We start from the raw sequence: 21,424 nt of genomic DNA on the forward strand, positions 1-21,424 counted from the left end.
CGCGATGGGCACCCACAACATACACGAACACGCACCCGACGCAACCACCGAAGGGCACAGGAACTTGCGAACGGGCGCCGAAACGGTCATGCTGGGAGCAGTTCCAGGGGGGCGACCAATGACCGAAGCGGAATGGCTGGAGAGTGATGATCCCTACTTGCTCCTCGACGTCCAACGGACAAGGGCGAACGACCAGCAGTTGCCCCCGCGCGCCCGAGCCAGATTTAGTTCCAAGCAGGTGGGCTTGTGGATCGTGGCGTGCTGCCGTCAGAATGAGGAGCTGATGGAGGGCGAGGGCACCCGTGAACGGGCCGCGGTCGAATGGGCCGAGCGCGTGCTTGGCAGCGCAATCGAGTGTGCTGAGGCATGGGAGCCGTCCGATGCAGACCCCTACCGCATGGGCGCAGCCGCGTACCGCTGCCTCAGCGTCGCTCACTGCGTGCTAGGTGGGGACGATGCCGTCGCCGTCTCGCTAGCTCGTGAGGCGCTTGAGCTACTCCTCGATGTCGATGCGGAGCCGTACCTTCTCTTCTGTGACCTTCTCCGTGACATCGTCGGCAACCCGTTCCGCCCCGTCACGTTCTTCCCTTCATGGCGCACCTCGACTGCCGTCACGCTCGCGTCCCAGATGTACGAATCGCGCGAGTTCGGCGCGATGCCGATCCTGGCGGACGCGCTCCAAGACGCCGGGTGCGACAATGCCGATGCGCTGGATCACTGCCGCGGTCCCGGACCGCACGTCCGCGGGTGCTGGGTGGTCGACATGGTGTTGGGCAAGGAGTGAGGGCGACTGATGATCGAAGAAGAATGGCTAACGTGCGGTGATCCGATCCCGATGCTGAACTCACTCGAACGCGCCACGAGCAAGCGCAAACTGCGATTGTTTGCCTGCGCCTGTTGCTACCGGATCCTTCCCCACCTTCGCCTCGCCGAATCGCGCACCGCGCTGAAAATGAACGAACAGTACGCCGACGGCGAAGTACCACTCACCGACCTCTTGAGTGTGGCGCGACTTCATCGCAACGTCGTCGGTAGTAACAGGTTCACGGCAGTCGGCGCCGTGGAGTGCGCCGTCGGGCTCGATTACACATACGGGCAACTTCTCCCAGCGCTGGTCTGCGCGATCGGTGCGGCGTCGAACGCCGCGTGGGTGGCGGCCGGTGTGCTGGAGGACAAGGGCCAGCGCCCGACGGCCAAAGAACGAGCCCAAAAATCGCGGGAAGATGCCGTCCAGACCGAGTTCGTGCGCGACATCTTCGGCAACTCATTTGAACCGATCATCTTCTCCCCCTCGTGGCGCACCTCGACCGCGGTCGCGCTTGCGTCCCAGATGTACAAGGCGCGTGACTTCAGCGCGATGCCGATTCTCGCCGACGCGCTCCAGGACGCGGGCTGCGACCGCGCCGATATGCTCGATCACTGTCGCGGTCCCGGACCGCACGTGCGCGGGTGCTGGGTCGCGGACCTCGTGCTCAGGAAGAAGTGAGGGCGACCGATGACCGAAGCCCAGTGGTTGACGTCGAAGAGCTTGGCCCCGATGTTCCCCTGTGTTCCGGGCACGGTGCTCTCCCGAAAGAAGATCTTGTTCAGCTTCGGCTGCGCCCGGCAGGTTTTGGGGTACGGCTCGGATGAGTTCATCCACTCCTTTGAGGAGTGGGCGACAGCGTGCGGGAACGTCTTGGATGTTATGGAATCGCTTATCGACGCGGCGGACAATGATGGCGCCCGGAATCAAGTCCTTCGAGCGGAAGTTGGCCACCTATTGGATCTGGAGGGGTGGGACGGCATGATAAAGTATTTCAGTCCCGCGAACCCCATTCGGTTTGCCGAAGACGTAGCAGCGGAGTGTGCAAGTTGCGCCGGGCGCCTCGGGGAGCCACCCGACGAGGGCGTGCGCGAGCACGTTGTCGCCGAACAATTGCATTTCCTACGCGACATCTTCGGGAACCCGTTTCGTCCCGTCACCTTCTCCCCCGAATGGCGCACCTCCGCGGTTGTGGCACTGGCGGCGCAGATGTACGAGTCGCGCGACTTCAGCGCGATGCCGATCCTGGGCGACGCGCTCCAGGACGCGGGCTGCGACCGCGCCGATGTGCTGAGCCACTGCCGTGGTCCCGGGCCGCACGTGCGCGGGTGCTGGGTCGTGGATCTGGTGTTGGGCAAGGAGTGAGGCGATCGATTCGCGAGCGACGGATTCGATATTTACATTTGTATTTATTTCCACTACTGATCTTGATATCGCAATCTCTATTCGCGTATAATGCCGCGAGGGAGCGGTGCGCGCGGGCCGAACAGAAACGCGATTGCGTTCGTGAGGGGCGGGCGGTTCGTGTCGCGAATGTTAGCCGGCGCTGGAGAGAAACAGCAGTTTTCCCGGGCGAAGTGAGGGTGCGGGCCGCTGTGGTCCCAGAATGTTAGTAGATGTTAGCCGCTTAAACTGGTTTCACCGCAGAGAGCACGAGAGGGCGCGGAGGAAAGGTAACCGGGGGTAGAAAACCGAACCACGCACCGGTGATGTGTGCCGCCAATGCCGGTACCCCGAACGGGGTTAGATTCCCCAGCCCAGGGTCGCGGCGCAGACGCGCACCCTGGGAACAAGCAGGGGCTGCTGGCACGATCCGCAACACTCAGAAGGCCCGCCCTTCCCCCGCGATCACGTCGAACTGCTGCAACTCGAATCTCGGGCCACGCGCGGCGATCGTGTATACCCAGCCCAGGTCCGCCTGCACGAACAGCATCCACCGGAGCCTCTGCGGTCGGCGATCACCGAAACTCCGGTAATCGGCCCAGTACCGCACCAACCACCCGCGCGAGTCTGGCTCACCCGGTTCCGTGAACCAGTTCGCCTGACCGGGGATAACCTCGCCGCGAATGAAAGGCTGTTTAACGTACCGGAAGTAACCGCGGCACAGCTCCTCTGCGAGTTGGGCGCTCACCCACGGGCGGGCGGCCCCGAACGCGGACCGCCAGTCGGGATCGGCCGCGTGCCACAGCCGGCGGTACTCGGCGAGCAGGGCGCGGAACCCGCTCCCGGCATGGGAGGCCCGCCACGCGAGATCGGCCCACACCCGCAGGAGCGGGCCACGCGGGTCGCCGCGGTCGTCCATCCAGTCCGCGTATACCAGCGGCGGAAGCGGGTCGTCCGGGGCAGCGGCAATCGACGCAATGAAAGCCCGGTTGTCGTCCGTCATCGCCACTCGCGCGGGATCATAGTTTTCGCGAACCCGCGCTTCACGGGGGTTGGATCTGGTTAACATGATCCGGCAGTATACCCTCAACCGTCGGTCGGAACAACGATGGCATCGTTGCGAAGCTCAACCGCTCAACCGCCCGCTGTGCTTACAGCACACACTCCACGGCGCGAGGTGCTATACTCGGGGGCGCGCCGGTCCGTTCGCGCGCAACCCAATCCCATGATCCGATGAGGGCACCGCCGTGCGCGTTCCGTTCAGTCCGATTGTTGCGCTCGCGTGCGCACTTCTGCCACCCAACGCCGCACGCGGGGAGCCGCCCGAAAAGCCCGCGGAGAAGGCCCCAACGCTCAAGGTCGGGGACGCCGCGCCGCCGCTCCGGGTCACCAAGTGGCTGAACGGGACCGAGGTGAAGCGGTTCGAGCCGGGCAAGGTATTCGTGGTGGAGTTCTGGGCCACGTGGTGCGGCCCGTGCATGGGAGTGATGCCGCAACTGGCCGCTCTTCAGACCGAGTACAAGGACAAGGGGCTGACCGTGATCGGCGTCACCGCGAAGGACGAGAACAACTCGGCCGCGGCGGTCGAAGCGTTCGTGGACAAAAAGGGCAAGCGGTACGGCTACACGTTCGCGTTCTGCGCCGACCGCACCACCTACGACGCCTACATGACCGCGGCCGGGCTCCAGGGCATCCCGTCGGCGTTCGTGGTCGGCCCCACGGGGAAGATCGAGTTCATCGGGCACTCGATGGAACTGGACCTGGTGCTCCCGAAGGTGCTGGCCGGCACCTGGCGCGGCCAAGCCGACATCGACCAGATACGCAAGGATTTCGGCCGGTTCGCCGGGATCATGAAGAAGGCCCAGACCGACCCGGCCGCGGCCCTCAAGGAGTTCGATGCGTTCGCGTCCGAGTTCCCGAAATTAACCGCCGGCTACTACTACCGGCTCAAGAAGCTCCAGCTCCTGCTCATGGGCAAGGAGTTCGACGCGGCCCGGGAACTCAGCGAAGCACTGATCCGGTCCGCGGCCGAGCCGCCGAACACGGTGCTCCTCAACGGCGTGCAGCTCATGTGGTCCACGTCGTTCGTGAACCCGGACAAGAAGCACGCGGACCTCGCGCTAAAGGCGGCCGAGGCGGAACTGAAGATCGAGGGCGCCCGCTCCCCCGCGGCCCTGTTCCACGTCGCCGAGGCCCACGCCTTCGCGGGCGACACGGCCAAAGCGACCGAGTACGGGCAGAAGGCGATCGCCGCCGCCGGCGACGCGGAGCGCAAGGGGTACGAGGACGCGCTCAAGAAGCTGTTGGGCAAGTAGGCGAGAACCACTCACACGAGCGGCACCAGCCGGGCGCACGGGGGCCGGCTACAGACACCAATCGAAACGAGCCGGTGTGAGCCCCCCGAGGCACCGGAAGCGCGATCCCAATCAATCGAACCCAGCAGACCGCAGGGGCGTACCGCGTTCGGACGAAACGTGCGCGGCCCGGCGCGCCGCGCCCTGCTGAGATCCGGCGGCCTGTCATTGTGAACAAATATTCATACACAATCAATTTGGCCCATATCGTTAAAATATCAACAATAATATTGCAATCGGTCGCAACGAACGCAATTATACAGTCAATACCTTTTCAGGCTTACGGCCGTCACTTTGTAAATCCGATTCGGGCGCACACGCGCCCGCCTCCGTTTACCGAGCGACCCCGGTTCCCCATTTCGCCGGAGGTAAGGGCAGATGGAAACACTGTTTCGCGAGTGGGTTCTGGACGTTTTTATCAACGGGTTCTGTGTCTCTTTGGTTCGGCCCGGGATCCTGATTTTCCTCGGTTTGGTGCTGTGCACGCGGTTCGGTGCCGGGTTGGGGCTCCCGCTCCTGTTCTGGCGCCCGCGCGAGCCCCAACCGACCGCGGGGGGCGCCGATCCGACGCTCGGTACACGGCCCAATCGCCCGGCCCAGTTCCTCGTCGGCATGGGCGTCGGGGCACTGATCTGGCAGGTGCTCCAGGCGGGGTACCTGTTTGAAGAACTCGCGAGCAACTTCACACGGGACCGCCCCCCGTTCTGTGAGATCCGGCCCCCATACGAGGACGCGCCGGTACACGATTTCGCGGGCGTGCTGGGCCGGTTCCGGTACGACCCGCTCGCGTGGTCGACCATGTGGCGGTACGCCCTGGCGGTGGGTGCGGGGCTGGCCGTCGCGGGCGCGGCGGTGGCGACAATCGGGTTCCTTTACCGCACCGGGGCGGCGGCCTACTGGCGGCGCATAGGGTGGGTGCCGTTTCAGCCCGCGCCGCGCGAGTACCCCCGCGGGATCGATCCGAGGGTGATCCCGCGATCCTGGCCCGCGATGCTCGGGGGGATCTTGTGCGGCGCCCTGATTCTGTCCGGGCTCACACACGCCCTTGTAAGTCCCTCCGCGGAGGCGCACGCGGAGAGGCTCGGGCGCGAGCGTAACGCCGGCGCGGGTGCGCCCGAAGCGCAACCGGAGCCCGCGCCGCCGCCCGCGGAACGGATCGGGCTCTCGCTCACCACTGGGGCCGGATGGGGGGACATGCAGGCCCGGCGCACCGCCGTCGACTACTTCGCGCGGTTCATGAAAAACAGGCGCATCGACGCGAAGCGCAAATCGGACCCGACTTGGCAGCCGGCCCCGGACCAGCGCGAACACGCGGCTCAAAAGGCCGAGGATCTCCGAACGAAAAAAGAAATGGCTCTCGAACGGTACGGTCAGCCGGACCTGATCCCTTACCACCCCATCTACGGGGCGTTCGTCATCAACTTCTGCGCTATTGCACTGGTGTCGGTGGTCCTGATGCTGCTCCCCCGAAGGCTGTCGTTCTTCTCGCCCGCGGTCGGCATCATCTTGCTGCTGAACCTTCTCCTGCTCGTCAGTACGCTCCTCAATTATTTCTGCCCGATCCCGGCCGACTTCATCTTCCTTTTGGTGCTCGGTCTCGTCCTCACCGCGGGGCGGGGTTACAAGTTGAAGTTCCCGAACCTCGGGGACTACTACCGGACCCCCGTCCCACTGAGCGCACTCTACGAGCAGCGCGCGGTAGAGGAAGCCAACGAGACGCGCGCCGACGCCGGTCCCCCCGCCTCATCGCGTGCGGAGGCGATGGGCCGCGCGGAACCCGCCACGGGAACCAACGAGACGCGCGCCGACGCCGGCCCGCCCGTGCTACTCAACAGCCCCGACAAGCGCGTGCGCTACCCGAACCCGCTGGTCGCGCCCGCGGGCCGGGCGAAGCCGCCGATGGCAATCGTGTGCGTCAGCGGCGGCGGGTCACGGGCCGCCGCGTGGACGATGAAGGTTCTGCTCGAGATCGAGAGCCACTTCGCCACCCCCGGTGGGGGCAAGCCCCCGGTCCTGTTCCCCCACCACGTCCGCTTGATGACCGGGGCGTCCGGCGGGATGATCGCCGCGGCGCAATACGTCGCGAGCCTCGCGGAACCGACCGAGTCGTCGGTGGTACGGGGGCACGTGAACCGGAACCGCCCGTTCGTGCGCCCCGACCCGGCCGCCCCGGGCCGGTTCTCGGGGGGCGATCCGCTCACGCACGAGCAACTGTTCGACGGCGTGTGTGCGGACTTCCTCACGCCGATCGTTCACACCCTGGTGAGCCGCGACCTGCTCTCGCTGCTCACCCCGCTCCACCTGGGCCGCACCGACCGGGGCGTCCGGCTCGAGAGGGAGTGGCAGCTCGCGCTCCACGGCCAACTGGACCAGACGTTCGCCGATCTGCGCCCGGGCGAGGCCGCCGGGTGGCGCCCGTCGCTCATCTTCTCCCCGATGCTCGTCGAGGACGGGCGCCAGTTATTTATCAGCAACCTGGACCTGAGCCCGGTCGTGCGCAACCGGGCGTTCATTCTGGGCGAGAACGGCCCCAGCTCGGAGGAGTTGAACCCGGAGCACCCGGGGGACCGCCGGCGCCTCCTCTCGCGCGAGGGCCTCGAGTTCTTCAAGGTGTTCCCGAGGGCCGACAACTTCCGGCTCGCTACGGCGGCCCGGATGAGCGCGTCGTTCCCCTACGTCCTGCCCGCCGCGTACCTGCCCACGAACCCGCCGCGCCGGGTGGTCGACGCCGGGTACTACGACAACTACGGGGTCGGGATCGCCGCCTCGTGGCTGTTCAACCACATGGACTGGGTCCGGGAACACACCTCCGGGGTGGTCGTCATCCAGATCCGGGACGGGGTGAGCGGGGGGTTCCGGCGCCGGGAGCGCGTGTTCGACGCCTTCCCGTCGGCGGTGGCCGCCGGGAGCCACTGGCTCACGAGCCCGCCGACCGGGTTGTGGAGCTTCCGGCAGGCCGCGCACGCCTTCCGGAACGACAACTTGCTCCACCTGCTGAACTCGCACTTCCGGGCGGGCGCCGGGGCCGACGACCCGGAGTTCTTCACGACCGTGTCGTTCGAGCTCCAGCAGGGCGACGACGTGGCGCTGAATTTCGCACTCACCGAGGGCGAGCGGAACGTGATTTTGAACGCGGTCACGGAGCGCGATTTCCGCTCGCAACTCGAGGCCCTGGAAGAGTGGTGGCGCGCCCGGGGCGCCTGAGCCCCCGCGCGAGCGGTGGGGCGGGCGACACGAGCGCGCGTCGGGCTTCTGAGAAGCGCCCGGTTGTTCGCGGGCGCGGGTCGTCCCGGGGTGCGGGCCGCTGCTCGTTCGCAGGGGCGCCCGCGCGGGCGCGCGTCGGTGGTGGCCGCCACCCACCGCCCTTGCGGGCGGGGTTCGCCAAATGGCGGGGCGCCCGCGCTGTTGGTCGAGCTACTTCGGCACGGGCTTCGGCAGGTGCAAGTACAGGTCCGCGTCGGTCATGCCGATGAGCACGCCGGGCGTTTCGCACTTCACGTAAACCGACACGAGCGGGCGCTTGGGCGTGCCGTCGGCGTGGGCCTCGGGCTTGTGCTTCAGCGCGTTGCGGAACAGGCCGGCCGGGAGGTCGACGGTGGCTTCCGCGTCGTCGAACACTTTGGGTACCGTGACCTCGTAGTAGCCGTACTTTTCGGCCAGTTCGTTGGCCGCCTTCCAACTCGCCGCGTCGGGCTTCTCGGCGCCCGGGTCGAGCTTCTTGTCCTTGTACGCGGCCACCGCTTTGTCGTACTGCTCCTTCTGCGCGTCGGCCTTGTCGCCGGCCCACTGCCACTCGGCGCGCAGTTGATCCGGCACTTGGGGGCACGTGTGACTGACCACGCGGACCGTGACTCGCGCGCCCGGTGGGGACTTCTTCATGTAGAAGATGGAGCACGTGAGCTTGGCCGGTACGGTGTCGCCCGCGGGCGCCGTCACGCTTTGCGGGAGCGCGTCGAACCCCCAGACGGCGCGCTCGGTCGAATTGGGGTTGCCGGAGATGTACTTGCGCGCGAGGCCCGGTTGCCCGACGTCAGTTCCCGTGAAGGCCCCGGCGCGGCTCTTGAACTGGAGCGCCCCGACGACGCACTCTTCCGCGGGCTTCTTCGGCGCCGGGAGATCGTCGCCCCGAGCACCGGGGACCGGGGCCAGTAGCGCGACCAGGATAAGTGGACCGTGCCGCGGGCCGATGAACGCGCGCATGAGACGTGCCCCTCTGTCGGGTTCGTTCGCGGGACTGTCTCAATTACGGTGGGTGGGACCGAAGGGTTCGCGCGAGGGGCCGAGTGGGGCGCCGGGAGAGGTCGGCGGCCCCGGACCGGAGTCACTTGCGGGTGACGGTCTCGACCGTGGTGACGTGTCGGAACCGGGCCGGCGGCGCGCCGTTTTCCCCGGGTCCGGCGGTGTACGACACGGCGCACTCCCAGCGGCGCACGAACCGGACCGTGGTTTGGCCGTCGACGGTCGCGGTGGTGATCCGGGTCGAGAGCAGTTCCTTCGCCATCGCGATGTCGTTACGGACGGCGAACGGGAGCGCGGCGAGAACCTGCGCGTCGGTCGGCGGCTCGACGTCCGTTACTGCCGGTCCGCCGACCGCGATTGCTACGGCCACCAACAGTTCGATCATCGGCCCGCCCCCTCGCGAAGTGCGTCGTCGCGTGCGGGCATAGCCACAGGGGGCGGGGGCGTCAATCGCACAAGGGCCGGCGGGGTCGCGGTTTGTTCCCAGGGTGCGCGTCTGCGCCGCGACCCTGGGCTGAGGAATCGAACCCGTTCGGGGTACAAGAATTGGTTACACAGACGCCCTGTCGGTGATGTTGTCCCGGACGCGCGTCACTGCACGATTTTGCACTTCGGGAGCGCCGCTTGGAGCTCCTTGAGTCCCGCGGCCGTTACCTTGGTGCCGGCCAGACTGAGTTCTTTGAGGTTCTTGAGCGCGGTGAGGTGTTTGATCCCTGTGTCCGTTATCTTTTCGCCGCCCAAGGTGAGTGTGGTCAGGCTTTTGAGCGCGGCAAGATCCTTGAGCCCCGTACCCGTTACCACCGTGTCGCTCAGGTCGAGTGATGTGAGGCCCTTGAGCGCGGCTAGGTTCTTGAGTCCCGCGTCTGTTACCGCCGTGCTGGACAGTTTTAGTACGGTGAGGTCTTTTAGTACAACCAGCTCCCTGAGGTTCGCGTCCGTTACTTGAATTCGGCTCAGGTCGAGGGTGGTGACCGGTTTATCGGGCGGGGGCTCGTCCCGGGGCGCTTCTCGGTGGAGCACCCCGTAGAACATGACGGCCTTGTCTTCGGCGTCGTCGGCGCGCGCCGGGGAACCGAGGCACAGGGCCGATACAGTGAGGGCGAGAACCGGGGTCCGGAACATCGTTGCTCCTGGGTGCGAACGAGTGCGTGGTGCCGGGTGAGCTTACCGCGAACTCGGCGCGCGGTCGTGGCGCTCGAGCCACTCCTGCATTCGCCGCTTGTAGTCGGCGCGCCCCAGTTCCAAGGCGGAAACGAAGTCCGGTGACACCCCGTCGAGTTCGACCGCGTCGCGGCTCATGCTGGCGACACGGACGCCGGTCTGTCGCAGCCAGATCACCGCGGTAACGGTCCCCGCGAGCAGTGCCACGGTCCCGATCAGTGCCCACGTCGGTGGGAACGGCCGGGCGTCCGGTTGGATCACCACCGGGGACACGAGGGTCAGGAGCGCCGCCAGAATGCCGGCCGGGAGCAGCCACTGCCGCCAGAGGAAGTGGCTGCGGTGCCGGGAGCAGACCGGGGCCGATACGGTTATCTCCTGGCGCGAGAGCACGTAGGCGATGGCGAACGGCAAGAACCCGAGGAACAGGAGGAAGTAGCACCACACCGGTACCGACCGCATCGACGCGCGCGCGGCGCCCTCCGCCTTCGCCCCACACACCAGACAACAGGGCGGGAGCACACCCGGGCCGACCTCTTCCGACGAAAGCATAACGCGAGCCATCGCTCACTCCTGAAATGGGGGTGATTGTATCCAGTCGGCCCGGACCGCGAAAGCGTCTGTCCAGCGACGGGTGCGGTCCGTGACCGAGTGACGAGCGAGCGCACGCAAGTCGTTCCGAAGTGAGATCGGTCGGCTACCGTGCTACGGGGCAGTAAGGTTGAACTATTTGTTCTGCCTTCAAGGGCGCACTCACCGTTGCTGCTCTCTGGAATGAGCGCCTGCAACCCGAAGGCGTTAATAACACAGCCCAGGGTCGCGCACGCGCACCCTGGGAATCAATCGCACCAGGCAACCAAATACGCACCGGGAATCACGCGGTCGCGGTGCCGACGCGCGCCGCGGTGTTTCGGCCGCGCACGCGCCGGGCGACGCCCAGCGCGGTCAGCCCGATGCCGGCGAGTGCCAGTGTGGTCGGTTCCGGGGTCGCGCTCGGCGACGCGGACACCACGAGCGCCCCGTTCGGGGTGGTGCCCATTCCGCCGCCCTCGCCGCGCAGGGTGTACACGTTCCCGCCGAGCGTGACCCAGTCCCAACTGGTCGGCTTGCCGAACTCCGACTGCTCGTGGATCCAGTCCCAGTCCCAGGTCGGGTTCCCGTTCTCGTCCTCGCCGGTCCACTTCTTGTCCCACTGCGTCGCGTACCACCCGTTGTACGCGAGCACCGCGGACTGGCCCGACGCGATGTCCTTCAGCGTCAGCCGGACCGTGAAGTTGTACGCGATCTGCCCGTTGTCGTCGCGCGGCGGGCCGGGGAACGCGGTCGTCGTGAACAGGTCGCGCGAGGTGTACTCGCCGGCCCCGGACGTGACGGTCCCGCTCTGGTTGGTCCAGTTCAGGAGGAAATCGTTCCCGTAGTCGCGTGAGTATTCGACCTCCGCGGAGTACGACCACTGGATCGGCCCGGCGGTCGCGGTTCCGGCACCGGCGCCGGTCAGGACTATCAGGCTGGCAAACAACAGTGCGCGCTTCATAGCAGCTCCGAACGAGGCTTGGGGCGGCGAAGGGTAACGGACCGGCAAAAAAGAAACAAGAGAAATGAGAGAACCCGATTTATGCCGCGTCGGTTGAATTGGCGTTTGTCGGTGGGTGCCGTGAACGAAGGCGCGCCCGGGGTTGCGCGTTGCTCCACCCCGGGCTACGGGCCTGCGCCCCTACCGGGGCTCAAAACCACCAAGGGAGCCCCGAACGGGGCGGCCGCGTGTAGCCCGGGGTGGAGCAACGCGCAACCCCGGGCGCCCTTGGTGTACTCGACCGTTCCGAGTTCCGGGCGCTCCTTCGGGGTCCACGTGCCGACCACCTTCACGGGGGCGACCTTCTCCTCTTTCATCAGGTGCTTCGGTAACCGGTGCGGCAACGGCTCCGCGTCCGGCAGGGAGAGTTGGATAAACAGTCGCAACGTTGCTTGTCTCAACGGCCGGCCCGGAACCCAGAGCCGCGCGCTGCGCGGTCGGAGTGGCCCAGCGGCGGGCACGGCCGGCGGCGCGAAAAAACGTAACGCATGCGCTCCGAAGGGCACAAGAGCGCTCACCGACCCGGCCCGCGACTTACGGCGGAACGGCCGGACGCCCTCAACGAAAGCGGATGGGGCCGCCAGGTGTTTAGCGCTTCCCTGATCGCTGGTATGATCGCGAAAGTCTCACCCCGCATGTAACTGGAACCTCCATGAACCGCAGATCGCTCTGTGCGGTGCCGATGTGCTCGATCGCGGATGCGGAGTTGTGTGGCTCGTGTTCGGCAAGAAGTGAGGGCGACCGATGACCGAAGTGGAATGGCTGCAAACCAGACGGTTCCGAGCTGCGCTCCAAGTATTCGTTGCTCCGCCCGCGGCTTCGGGAGTGCTCGGACGGGTTCGCGGGTGGCTTAAAGCTCCTCGGCCCGCGCCCCGCAGCACGTCCAAGCGCCAGATGCTCTTGGCGCTGGCCGGGATCGGGCGACGCTTATGGGCCGCATCCGGCCACGGGAACGAGGCCGGGCACCGGGAGTGGATCGAGCGGTGCGAGCGGTTCGCGGACGGGTGCCCGACGCCCGAGGATCAAACCATATTGGGTCCGCCCTACGGCCCGGGCGCCGCGATCCACGCGGAGTACCTGTTCTACCCGGCCGCGCTCCGCGCCCCGTCCCCCCTGGCGGCGGTGCAGCGAATTGTGGCCGAACTCGCGCCCACGCTCCCGGCCCTCACGAGGTTAATTAACACTACAGCGCGGGTTTAGATGATGCATCTATGTCGCCATTTTTTGTGCGCTCTCGTGGCCTGCTCGTTCCGCCGTTGGTGGTAGCGGATGACCTCTCCGACGTGCAGTAGTTCCGGCGTCCCGCGCCTCCGACGGAACGTCACCGCACATCGGGCGTTCAGCGCCCGGCACACCTGCTCCATCGTCACCTGCGGTTTTTTCCCCCCGCAGCCGGTCCGTGTGGATCGACACGAACCCGAGCACCACCAGGCCCAAGATCAGATGCCGCACCAACCCGACGTACTGCCGGCCCTCGTAGTGCGTCATCCCCGCTTCGCTCTTGGCCACCCGGAACTGGTGCTCGATCGTCGCGCGCCGGAACGCCACCCGCAGCACACGCGCCAGCGGTTCGTCGGTCGCGTTGGTGACGAAGTACTTGACCTCGGCCGTCGATTCGTTCTGCGCCACCACCAGCATCCAGCGGCACCCACGCACCTCGATCAACCGGCTCGTCGCACGCCACCGGGTGTCGCCAACGGTCTTGCGCGACACCCGGAATCGTCGGCCCCGCCGGGCGTCGTCGGCACGCAGCACCGAATCCGCGCGCCGCGGCTCGTCGCGCGCGGCCGTTGTCACCGAGAAGCTCACGGGCACTTCGCCCACGAACGGCTGGCCCACGGCGTCGAGGGCGCGCAAGAACGGCACCTTCGACCCGTACCCTTCATCGAACACGAGCCAGTCGAACCGCACCCCGTGGGCATCCAGGCGCACCAACTGCTCGTAGGCGATCCGCCACTTGGGGCGATAGCGGACCTCGTCGGGGATGCCCGCCGCCTGGCACCGCGGGCGATCCGCGTTCCACGACTCGGGCAGGTACAGGTCCGCGTCCAACAGGGCCTGGAACGTGCCCTTGGCGACGCCCACGTGCACGGTCACGATGCCGTTGTCGATCTTCCCGACGCACCCCAGGTACTGTCGTTGCACGCCCGGCGTCCGGTCCCCCTTCTTCACGGCACTGGTCTCGTCGATCACCCCGACCGTGCCCAGGTCATCGCCGGGCAACCCGTCGAGCACCTCGGCGCATCGCCGTTGGAGTTGCTCACGCGCCGACTCGTGTTGCCAGTCGGCGGTCGTGAGGAACTCCTGGAGGGTGCGGACCGCCGTTCCACAGGCCAGGGCGATCGGCTCGACGCTCTTGCGCGGCAGCTCCGAGAGCAAACCACGACCGTAGTTGTCGAAGTGGTCGGCCGTCCGCTTCTGTAAGAAGCAGCCGCGATACCGACCCAGATAGTGGGCGAACGCCGGCCCTAACCTTGCGATTTCCTGGTCCGTCATCGGATGCCCTCCGATGGCCCATCTTATTCACCGGCCGCGAACCCGCGCTGTAGTGTTAACGACTACTTCCCGGAGGAATCACCGCGCGGTTGCGACGCGCTCCGCGAGATCTTCGGGAACCCGTTCCGCCCGGTGACGCTCTCACCCTCGTGGCGCACCGACACCGTTCTTACCCTCGCGACACAGATGTACGAGTCGCGCGACTTCGGCGCGATGCCGATTCTGGGGGACGCACTCCAGGACGCCGGCTGCGACAGCGCCGATGTGCTGGATCACTGCCGCGGTGACGGTCCACACGTGCGCGGGTGCTGGGTCGTAGACCAAGTGCTCGGAAAGGAATGAGGGCGATTACGGACCGTGTGGAAGCACTCTGCACCAATTTTAGCGCCGACGCAGCCGGATGATTCCCAACGCGCTGAAGCCGAGCGCGGCGAGCGCGAGTGTGCCCGGCTCGGGGGTGGCGGAGGCGACCGAGACGTCGGCCACGACCATCGCCCCGGACGCGGTCACCTCGGTGTCGAAGTGGACGCGGTAGCGGTTCCCGCCGATGGTCCGTTCCTGGTTGGCGTTACCGTCGATCAGAAGGCTGAGCTGGTACGCGGAGAGCATCGGGTCGCCGGTGAGATCCCCGGTCCCGGTTACCCAGAAGTGCCCCTGCGCCCCGGACGCGGCGTCCGTGATGGTCAAGTCGGCCAGAACCTGGTCCGAGAGCGCATCGGACGCCATACGCCTGCCGGTATCGTGCCACTGCGTCCAGACCGTGCCGTCGAGCAGCCCCCCGAGTTCGAGCCGGGCCGCGTCGATGTGCGCGCCGGACCCGTTGACGGTTCCCACCTGCCCAACGACTTCCCCGTAACGGAGGCCGGTGGGTGAGGTCGAGTCGGGCCGCGCCGTCGGGCCGTAGTCATAGGTACCCGACTTGTTGCCCGTGACGGTCCCGGTGTAGTTCCAACTGATCGGCCCCGCGGACGCGATCAGCGGGGAGAGCACCAGGGCGGTCGCAACGAACACGGGACGTAAAAGCTGGTGCATCGGAGCGGTCCTTCGCGTAGACACGGTCGGCGTGCGCGAGAAGGTAACGCATGCGCCGCGAAAGGCACAAGCCCTTTCATAAACCCGGCCCGCGACTTACGGCGGAGCAGCCCACACTCCGACCCAACTTCGACGACGGATCAACCGCATGCCGACACAACGCAAACGGGCCGCGGGAGTGATCCCACCGCCCGTTGCGTTCATTTTGTCGGTGTTTACCAATCGCCTGGAACCTCGCCCCCGGCGGGTGACACCGCGCCCCAGAACGTCGCCGCCTCGACGTTCACATGAACCATGCGCACGCTCCCGTCGGCCAGCGCTACAAGGAGGCCGCTCGGGAACAGTGCTTGCGGAACGCGGTAATCGCAATCCATCAACTGCGGGAGCGCCTGAAACGTTTTGACGGTCAGTTCGCCGCGCTTCGAGACACCGGGCGGTACCGCGTCCGCCATTGTGTCGTCCGCAAACGTATTCGCGTGAGAAGGGACATCGGGAAGGGTCCAACACGGTACCTGCTGACCGCCGCTCGGGGGCACAAACGTGTAGCAGGTCGGGTTCGACATCCACCAAGTGAACGGCGTCCGGCCGCAGCGCGCGTAGTGTGTGGTGATGGCGATCGTCTGCGACGTGCCGTCCGGGAGAGATGCCGTCAGCGTCGCACCGCGTCGGAAAACCTGCTGATTGAAAGCATAACTCGTATCCCCCGCCGGTTCTGTATTACCACCGGCGCCTCCGATTGTTGTGCTGGGCACCCCGTGCGAGGTCAAAAAGCTCGGATCGACTTCGCTCCGGACCTGGGAGGGGCGCCACGGCGGCCCGTCGAGCGCCGTCGGCGGGGCGCCGAAGTCCCCCATTTCCAGGTACGGGAAAAGTGACTGGAACAATGATTCCCCGGTCGACGGCGCGACCGCTTGTGCGTTCGGGAGTTGCCCGTCGTGCGCGTCAGCAAACGAGTGGCAAGCCAGCGCGAACTGACGGAGCTTGTTCCCCTCTCGCATTCGGGACGCGGCTTGTCGCACTTTTTGCACCGCCGGCAACAGGAGGCCGATCAATATCGCGATGATTGCAATAACGACGATGACTTCAATCAGTGTAAAGCCACTGCGTTTCATCATTATCCTCCTGCGCCGAGAAACAACCTGCGGAACGAACGTATTGGCTGGCGCTGCCGCGATCTTAACGACCAGTGCGGCAAGGGCTGCTCCAGCAGGAGAGGATGGATAAACAGTCGCAACGTTGATTGTCCCAACGGCGACCCGGAACCCAAGACCGTAACGTTGAGCGGTCGGAGCGGCCCTTTGTGTGGACCGGCGCGAAAGCGTAACGCACACGCGCCGAAGGACACAAGAGCGTTCATAGGCCCGGCCCGTGACATGCAGCAGAACGGCCGGGCGCCCTCAACGAGAGCTGGTGAGGCCACCAGGTGTTTGGCGTTTCCCTGATCGCTGGTATGATCGCGAAAGCCATATCCCGCATGTAACTGGAACCGTCATGAACTGCAGATCGCTCCGTGCAGTGCCGGCGCGCTCGATCGCGGATGCGGAGTTGTGTGGCTCGCGCTCGGCAAGGAGTGAGTCGTGACCGAAGCGGAATGGCTCGCGTGTGCTGATCCTGTGTCGTTAATGCACGTTTCCCGGGAGAGAACTCAGAACCGGAAGGTGTGGCTGTTTGGGTGCGCTTGTTGCCGCCAGATTTGGAAACTCCTGATCCATCCCGCGAGCCGATCGGCCGTCGAGGTTGTGGAACGCTATGCGGAAGGAAATGCGGAACGGTCGGAACTAGATCGTGCGGCTGAAGATGCGAGATTTGCCTTTGAATTAGCCCAAAACGGAGGCGTCCCTTTTAGTTCGATGGTTGAACCGACGGCTCATTCCCACGCATTTGCTGCCCTCTCCGTCTACGATCTCGCTTATCCCGCTCTCTCTATGAGCCGGCAGTGGATGCGAGGAACCACTGAAGCTGCGAGCTGTGCGTTGGGTCGAGCCTCGAAAAGCGCTGAGCAGGTCGCCCTCGTTCGTGACATCTTCGGGAACCCGTTCCGCCCGGTCACCTTCTCCCCCTCCTGGCGCACCTCCACCGCCGTTGCGCTCGCAGCGCAGATGTACGAGTCCCGGGACTTCGGCGCGATGCCGATTCTCGCGGACGCGCTTCAGGACGCGGGTTGTGATAATGCCGACGTGCTGGGCCACTGCCGCGGTGGCAGCCCGCACGTGCGCGGGTGCTGGGTTGTGGACCTCGTGCTCGGCAAGGAGTAAGAGCGCATGCAAGGGTTTCACCGCAGAGGGCGCGGAGAGTGCCGAGGAAAACAAGGACGGATTGCTCGGGGTTCTTCTCCGCGCCCTCTGCGGTGAAACCCTGCATCATTACTGACGCTGCCATCTCCTCGAATAAATAATGTTAAAACTTCCACTACTGATCTTGATGCCACAATTATCGACAAGGTATAATGCCCGATGATGAAACGCCGCGCGAGGGCTGTTTGAAGTCCCCACCCAGAGCAGTCGGCGGGAGGCGAATGTTAGCACGCGCGAGGAGCAATCGATGTTTTCGCCTGGCGAAATGGGGGTATGTGTCCTCGCGGTCCCGAGATGTTAGCAAATGTTACTCGCGCCGGAGTGGACGCGGTCCCGGCGGCTCCGCGGTGCCCAAAGTGGCCCCGCGCCGACTTCTGAGACAATCATGTGAAATGCGGCTCACCCGAGTTTGCGGTTGCGACGGGGCTCCCGGATCGTCATCCTTTTACCTGCAGCTTCGTAACTGCCTTCATTGTTCACGCGCCTCCAGTTCGTCCGTTTCTGCTCAGTGAGGTTCCGCGCCGGCACCCGAGGCCGTCGGCCTCGAACGGCAGCGGTTTCCTGAGAGTCGGTGGTGCTATGGTCGGATCGCGACAACGAGGTGCCCGAAACCCGTTCGGCCTTGTGCTCGTTGTCGGCCTCATGACCGTCTGGCTTACCGCCGCACGCGGCGCGGACGGGGACGCCGAAAAACTGTTCCGCACGGGTCAGTACGCCGAGTGCGAAAAGGCCGTTACTGACCAGATCGCGAAGGGCGCAGGAACCGCAGAGCAGTGGATTCTGAAGATCCGGACCGAGGTCGCCCGCGGAAAGTACGATGCCGCGTGGAAGTCGATCGAAGACGCACGCACACAGTTCCCAAACGATCTCACACTGCACCTCTTCGCACACGATGTGTACCGCGCGAGCGGTCGGGAGAAGGACGCGGCCACGGTTTTGACTGCCGTCCAACGACAGATCGAGAACCGAATCGCACGCACACCTACCGAGCAAATCGCCCTCGGTCGTTACCTGTTGGCCACTGGCACCGACGCAAAAGAAGTGTTGGACCGATACTTCACTGCAGTCGTGAAGAAGGCGCCCAATCACCTCGATGCCCACTTCGCCATCGCGGAACTGGCGCTCGACAAGCACGACCGGGCACTCGCCGCCGAGACGCTTCAAAAGGCTCCCAAAGAAGCCGCGCAGGAACCGCGCTACCACGCACTGCTCGCACGCGCGTTCGCCGACGATGACCGAACCCGCGCGCTGAAGGCCGTCGCGGACGCGCTCGCGATCAACCCGCACCACGTCGATAGCCTGCTCTTTCGGGCCGAAGCCCAGATCGACGCCGAAGACTACCCCGCGGCCGAAACCACACTAAAAGCTGTGCTGGACGTCGATCCCGCCGAGCCGCGTGCGTGGGCGTATCGGGCCGTTCTCTCGCACCTGCGTGCGGAACCGGCCGGTGAAAAGAAGGCATACGAGACGGCCCTCGCCCGCTGGCCCGGCGACCCACTGGTAGAGCACCTGATCGGGCGGAAGCTGTCCCGGAGCTACCGGTTCACTGAGGGCGCGGCGTACCAGCGCAAGGCTCTGGAAAAGGACAAGCGCTACCTGCCGGCCAAGGCGCAACTGTGTCTGGACCTGCTCCGGTTGGGGAACGACACGGAGGGGTGGCAACTGGCGACCGAGGTGCTCGCGGCCGACGGCTACAACGTCGTCGCGCACAACCTCGTCGCGCTCCGGGACCACGTGACGAAGTTCCGCACGCTCACCGCGGACGGGTTCGTTCTCCGCATGGAGGAGAAAGAGGCCGACCTGTACGGTCAGCGCGCGCTGGCCATCCTCCAGCGCGCGAAGCGCACCCTCGGTGAGAAGTACGGCGTGCGCTTAGACCGGGCGATCACGGTCGAGGTCTTCCCGCGGAACCAGGACTTCGCCGTGCGGACGTTCGGCATCCCCGGGTCGGACGGCATCCTGGGGGTCTGCTTCGGGCCGGTCATTACCGTGAGTAGCCCGGCGGCGCAGGGGAAAGATCCCTCCAGTTGGGAGGCGGTCCTGTGGCATGAGTTTTGCCACACCATCACCCTTCACAAGACCCGAAACAAGATGCCGCGCTGGTTAAGTGAAGGGATTTCCGTTTACGAGGAGACGCTGGAGAACCCCGGTTGGGGGCGCTGGATGACCCCGCAGTATCGTGAAATGCTCTTGAGCGACGAGCTAACGCCACTGAGCCGGCTGAGCACGGCGTTCATGAACGCGAAGACCTCGCTCCACGTTCAGTTCGCCTACTTCGAGTCGGCCCTGGCCGTCGAGTTCCTGGTCCGCAAGTACGGGCTGGACGCGATCAAGGCAACGTTGGACGATCTCGGGGCGGGACTGACCGCGAACGAGGCACTCGAACGGCGCACCGGCGTGTCGCTCGCGAAGCTGGACCGCGAGTTCACCGACTTCGCACGCGAACGGGCCAAATCGGTGGCGCCGGGCGTGACCTGGGAGCAACCGGAGGGGCTGAAAGCCGACGCGGACTCGGTCGCGGTCCGGGACTGGCTCCAAAAACACCCCAAGAGTTTCTGGGGGCACCAGCGGTTGTGCGTGCGACTGATCCGCGAGGAGAAGTGGGCCGAAGCCGAGAAAGAGCTGATCGCGTTCCGCTCGCTCTACCCGGAGTTCGCGGGCACCGACAACGCCTACGAACTGCTCGCCGCGACGTACCGGAAGACCACGCGGCCGACCGACGAAACGGCGACTCTCGAAGAGTGGGCCAAGCGCGACGGCGACGCGACCGCCGCCCACCAACGGTTGATCGAACTGTACGAGGCCACCGCGGACTGGTCCGGCGCGGCCAAGAACGCCCGCCGCTGGCTGGCCGTTAACCCACTCACCCCCGGCCCGCACCGCGCACTGGCGCGAGCGGCCGAGCGGCTCCAGGAGCGCGACGAGGCGATGACCGCGTACCGCGCTGTTCTCCGGTTCGGCGTTCCCGATGCCGCCGACGTGCGTTACCGGCTCGCAGTGTTGCTCGAACAGAGCGGCGCGCGGGACCAGGCCCGCCGCGAGGTGTTAAAGGCTCTGGAAGACGCCCCGCGTGCGCGCGAGGCCCACGAACTGCTGCTCAAGTTGGTCGGCACGCCGGGATCGGCCCCCAGCGCCCCGCCCCCACGGGAGATCAAGCGATGACCCGCACCCGCCTGCTCGTCGTGACGGCCGTGGGCGTCGCGGCCCTGGTCGCGGCCGCCGGGTTCGGGTCGGCCGCGCGCCAACCCGGGCGGCAGTTCCCCTACGGCCGACAACCGGGCGATCCGCTGCCGCTGCCCGAGGACCGGGCCGGCGTCCCCAACTGGAAGGTGGACCCGAGCTTCGATCGGGACGTGTTCACGTTCGTGCGGATCGAGTACAGCTCGTACCGCGGGCGCCGCGGGGGCTCGTGGACGACCGACTGGCCGGACGCGGACCTGAACTTCTCCTTCCGGCTCCAGCAGCTCACCTCGCTGCGCGTGAACCCGAACCCGATCTCCATGCGGCTCACAGACCCGCGGCTGTTCGACTACCCGTTCATCTACATCGTCGAACCCGGGCGCCTCACTTTCTCGGAAGACGAAGTGCTCGCGCTGCGCCGGTACCTGACCAACGGCGGGTTCCTGATGGTGGACGACTTCTGGGGCGACTCCGAGTGGGAGAACTTCCGCCGCGAGATCGGGCGCGTGTTCCCCAATAACGAGCCGAAAGAGTTACCGGTGGACCACGAGATCTTCCGGTGCGTGTACCACCTGAAAGAGAAGCCCCAGATCCCGAGCATCCAGGCGGCCTGGGCCGGGAAAGCCCAGGGCATCACCTGGGAGCGCGGGCACGACGGGGACGTGCAGACGGTCCACTACAAGGGGATCTTCGACGACAAGGGCCGGATGATGGCGTTCATCGGCCACAACACCGACCTCGGCGACGGCTGGGAGCGCGAGGGCGAAGACCCCTGGTACTTCCGCGAGTTCTCGGAAAAGAAGGCGTACCCGCTCGGCATCAACGTGATCGTGTACGCGATGACGCACTGACGCGCGCCCGACGGCCCGGGAGTTGCGTCCCCCGCCCTGCCCCGCTCACCCGCCACGTG

At 66.0% G+C, this 21,424-nt stretch carries 20 protein-coding genes; 10 read left to right on the forward strand and 10 right to left on the reverse strand.

The annotated features are described in order from the left end of the window. The first annotated feature begins 118 nt into the window (after positions 1-118). Genes VT84_RS41140 through VT84_RS41150 form a run of 3 tightly spaced genes read left to right on the forward strand, consistent with a single transcriptional unit; the run spans position 119 to position 2,170 of the window. A complete protein-coding gene (locus VT84_RS41140) occupies positions 119-784 on the forward strand; it encodes a hypothetical protein (RefSeq protein WP_239465454.1) in 666 nt (221 codons plus the stop codon). Between the two features lie 9 nt (positions 785-793). Then, positions 794-1,486 (forward strand): hypothetical protein, encoded by a 693-nt coding sequence (locus VT84_RS41145; protein WP_239465455.1) that lies wholly within the window; start codon positions 794-796, stop codon positions 1,484-1,486. 9 nt (positions 1,487-1,495) lie between these two features. Continuing rightward, the gene (locus VT84_RS41150) at positions 1,496-2,170 is read left to right on the forward strand and encodes a hypothetical protein (RefSeq protein ID WP_239465456.1); all 675 of its coding nucleotides are present in this window, start codon (positions 1,496-1,498) and stop codon (positions 2,168-2,170) included. A 457-nt stretch (positions 2,171-2,627) separates the two neighbouring features. On the opposite strand, the gene VT84_RS23260 is transcribed toward VT84_RS41150, so the two are convergent. After that, positions 2,628-3,191, reverse strand: coding sequence for a TIGR02996 domain-containing protein (locus tag VT84_RS23260; protein WP_052552587.1), 564 nt, complete (start codon positions 3,189-3,191; stop codon positions 2,628-2,630). Positions 3,192-3,435: 244 nt separating this feature from the next. Between VT84_RS23260 and VT84_RS23265 the strand changes: the two genes are divergently transcribed. Together VT84_RS23265 and VT84_RS23270 are read left to right on the forward strand one after the other, a co-directional pair. Further along, positions 3,436-4,503: a TlpA disulfide reductase family protein gene (locus VT84_RS23265; protein ID WP_052552589.1), complete on the forward strand. Its 1,068-nt coding sequence runs from the start codon at positions 3,436-3,438 to the stop codon at positions 4,501-4,503. Between the two features lie 417 nt (positions 4,504-4,920). Continuing rightward, a complete protein-coding gene (locus VT84_RS23270) occupies positions 4,921-7,746 on the forward strand; it encodes a patatin-like phospholipase family protein (protein WP_052552591.1) in 2,826 nt (941 codons plus the stop codon). Positions 7,747-7,956: 210 nt separating this feature from the next. On the opposite strand, the gene VT84_RS23275 is transcribed toward VT84_RS23270, so the two are convergent. The 6 genes from VT84_RS23275 to VT84_RS23300 form a co-directional block, all read right to left on the reverse strand. Continuing rightward, positions 7,957-8,742, reverse strand: a complete 786-nt coding sequence (locus tag VT84_RS23275; RefSeq protein ID WP_052552593.1) for a hypothetical protein — start codon at positions 8,740-8,742, stop codon at positions 7,957-7,959. Positions 8,743-8,863: 121 nt separating this feature from the next. After that, entirely contained in the window at positions 8,864-9,166 is a 303-nt protein-coding gene (locus tag VT84_RS23280; RefSeq protein ID WP_052552595.1) for a hypothetical protein, read from the reverse strand. 206 nt (positions 9,167-9,372) lie between these two features. After that, on the reverse strand, positions 9,373-9,903 hold the full coding sequence (locus tag VT84_RS23285) for a hypothetical protein (RefSeq protein ID WP_052552597.1): 531 nt from the start codon (positions 9,901-9,903) through the stop codon (positions 9,373-9,375). Positions 9,904-9,945: 42 nt separating this feature from the next. Next, complete coding sequence (locus VT84_RS23290) at positions 9,946-10,503, reverse strand: hypothetical protein (RefSeq protein ID WP_052552598.1); 558 nt, start codon at positions 10,501-10,503, stop codon at positions 9,946-9,948. A 310-nt stretch (positions 10,504-10,813) separates the two neighbouring features. Then, the gene (locus VT84_RS40240) at positions 10,814-11,473 is read right to left on the reverse strand and encodes a PEP-CTERM sorting domain-containing protein (protein ID WP_052552600.1); all 660 of its coding nucleotides are present in this window, start codon (positions 11,471-11,473) and stop codon (positions 10,814-10,816) included. Between the two features lie 164 nt (positions 11,474-11,637). Further along, entirely contained in the window at positions 11,638-11,898 is a 261-nt protein-coding gene (locus VT84_RS23300; RefSeq protein WP_157469748.1) for a hypothetical protein, read from the reverse strand. Between the two features lie 358 nt (positions 11,899-12,256). Between VT84_RS23300 and VT84_RS23305 the strand changes: the two genes are divergently transcribed. After that, on the forward strand, positions 12,257-12,712 hold the full coding sequence (locus tag VT84_RS23305) for a hypothetical protein (RefSeq protein WP_157469749.1): 456 nt from the start codon (positions 12,257-12,259) through the stop codon (positions 12,710-12,712). A gap of 9 nt (positions 12,713-12,721) precedes the next feature. Here the strand turns inward: VT84_RS23305 and VT84_RS23310 are convergent, their stop codons facing one another. Continuing rightward, entirely contained in the window at positions 12,722-14,008 is a 1,287-nt protein-coding gene (locus VT84_RS23310; protein ID WP_082838323.1) for an IS701 family transposase, read from the reverse strand. A 3-nt stretch (positions 14,009-14,011) separates the two neighbouring features. On the opposite strand from VT84_RS23310, the gene VT84_RS23315 reads away from it, so the two are divergent. Next, positions 14,012-14,350 (forward strand): hypothetical protein, encoded by a 339-nt coding sequence (locus VT84_RS23315; protein ID WP_239465457.1) that lies wholly within the window; start codon positions 14,012-14,014, stop codon positions 14,348-14,350. Positions 14,351-14,389: 39 nt separating this feature from the next. Here the strand turns inward: VT84_RS23315 and VT84_RS23320 are convergent, their stop codons facing one another. Together VT84_RS23320 and VT84_RS23325 are read right to left on the reverse strand one after the other, a co-directional pair. Then, positions 14,390-15,040: a PEP-CTERM sorting domain-containing protein gene (locus VT84_RS23320; protein WP_082841168.1), complete on the reverse strand. Its 651-nt coding sequence runs from the start codon at positions 15,038-15,040 to the stop codon at positions 14,390-14,392. A gap of 215 nt (positions 15,041-15,255) precedes the next feature. Then, positions 15,256-16,155 carry a DUF1559 domain-containing protein gene (locus VT84_RS23325; protein ID WP_082841169.1) on the reverse strand — a complete coding sequence of 300 codons (900 nt, stop codon included), beginning with the start codon at positions 16,153-16,155 and terminating at the stop codon, positions 15,256-15,258. A gap of 858 nt (positions 16,156-17,013) precedes the next feature. On the opposite strand from VT84_RS23325, the gene VT84_RS23330 reads away from it, so the two are divergent. The 3 genes from VT84_RS23330 (at position 17,014) to VT84_RS23340 (ending at position 21,365) form a co-directional block, all read left to right on the forward strand. Beyond that, on the forward strand, positions 17,014-17,295 hold the full coding sequence (locus VT84_RS23330; RefSeq protein WP_082843392.1) for a hypothetical protein: 282 nt from the start codon (positions 17,014-17,016) through the stop codon (positions 17,293-17,295). A 681-nt stretch (positions 17,296-17,976) separates the two neighbouring features. Continuing rightward, the gene (locus tag VT84_RS23335) at positions 17,977-20,496 is read left to right on the forward strand and encodes a tetratricopeptide repeat protein (RefSeq protein WP_239465458.1); all 2,520 of its coding nucleotides are present in this window, start codon (positions 17,977-17,979) and stop codon (positions 20,494-20,496) included. Beyond that, positions 20,493-21,365 carry a DUF4159 domain-containing protein gene (locus VT84_RS23340; protein WP_082841171.1) on the forward strand — a complete coding sequence of 291 codons (873 nt, stop codon included), beginning with the start codon at positions 20,493-20,495 and terminating at the stop codon, positions 21,363-21,365. The genes VT84_RS23335 and VT84_RS23340 overlap by 4 nt, the downstream gene beginning before the upstream one ends. The last annotated feature ends 59 nt before the right edge of the window (positions 21,366-21,424 follow it).

It is taken from the genome of Gemmata sp. SH-PL17 (assembly GCF_001610855.1).
In the GTDB taxonomy this organism is placed as follows: domain Bacteria; phylum Planctomycetota; class Planctomycetia; order Gemmatales; family Gemmataceae; genus Gemmata; species Gemmata massiliana.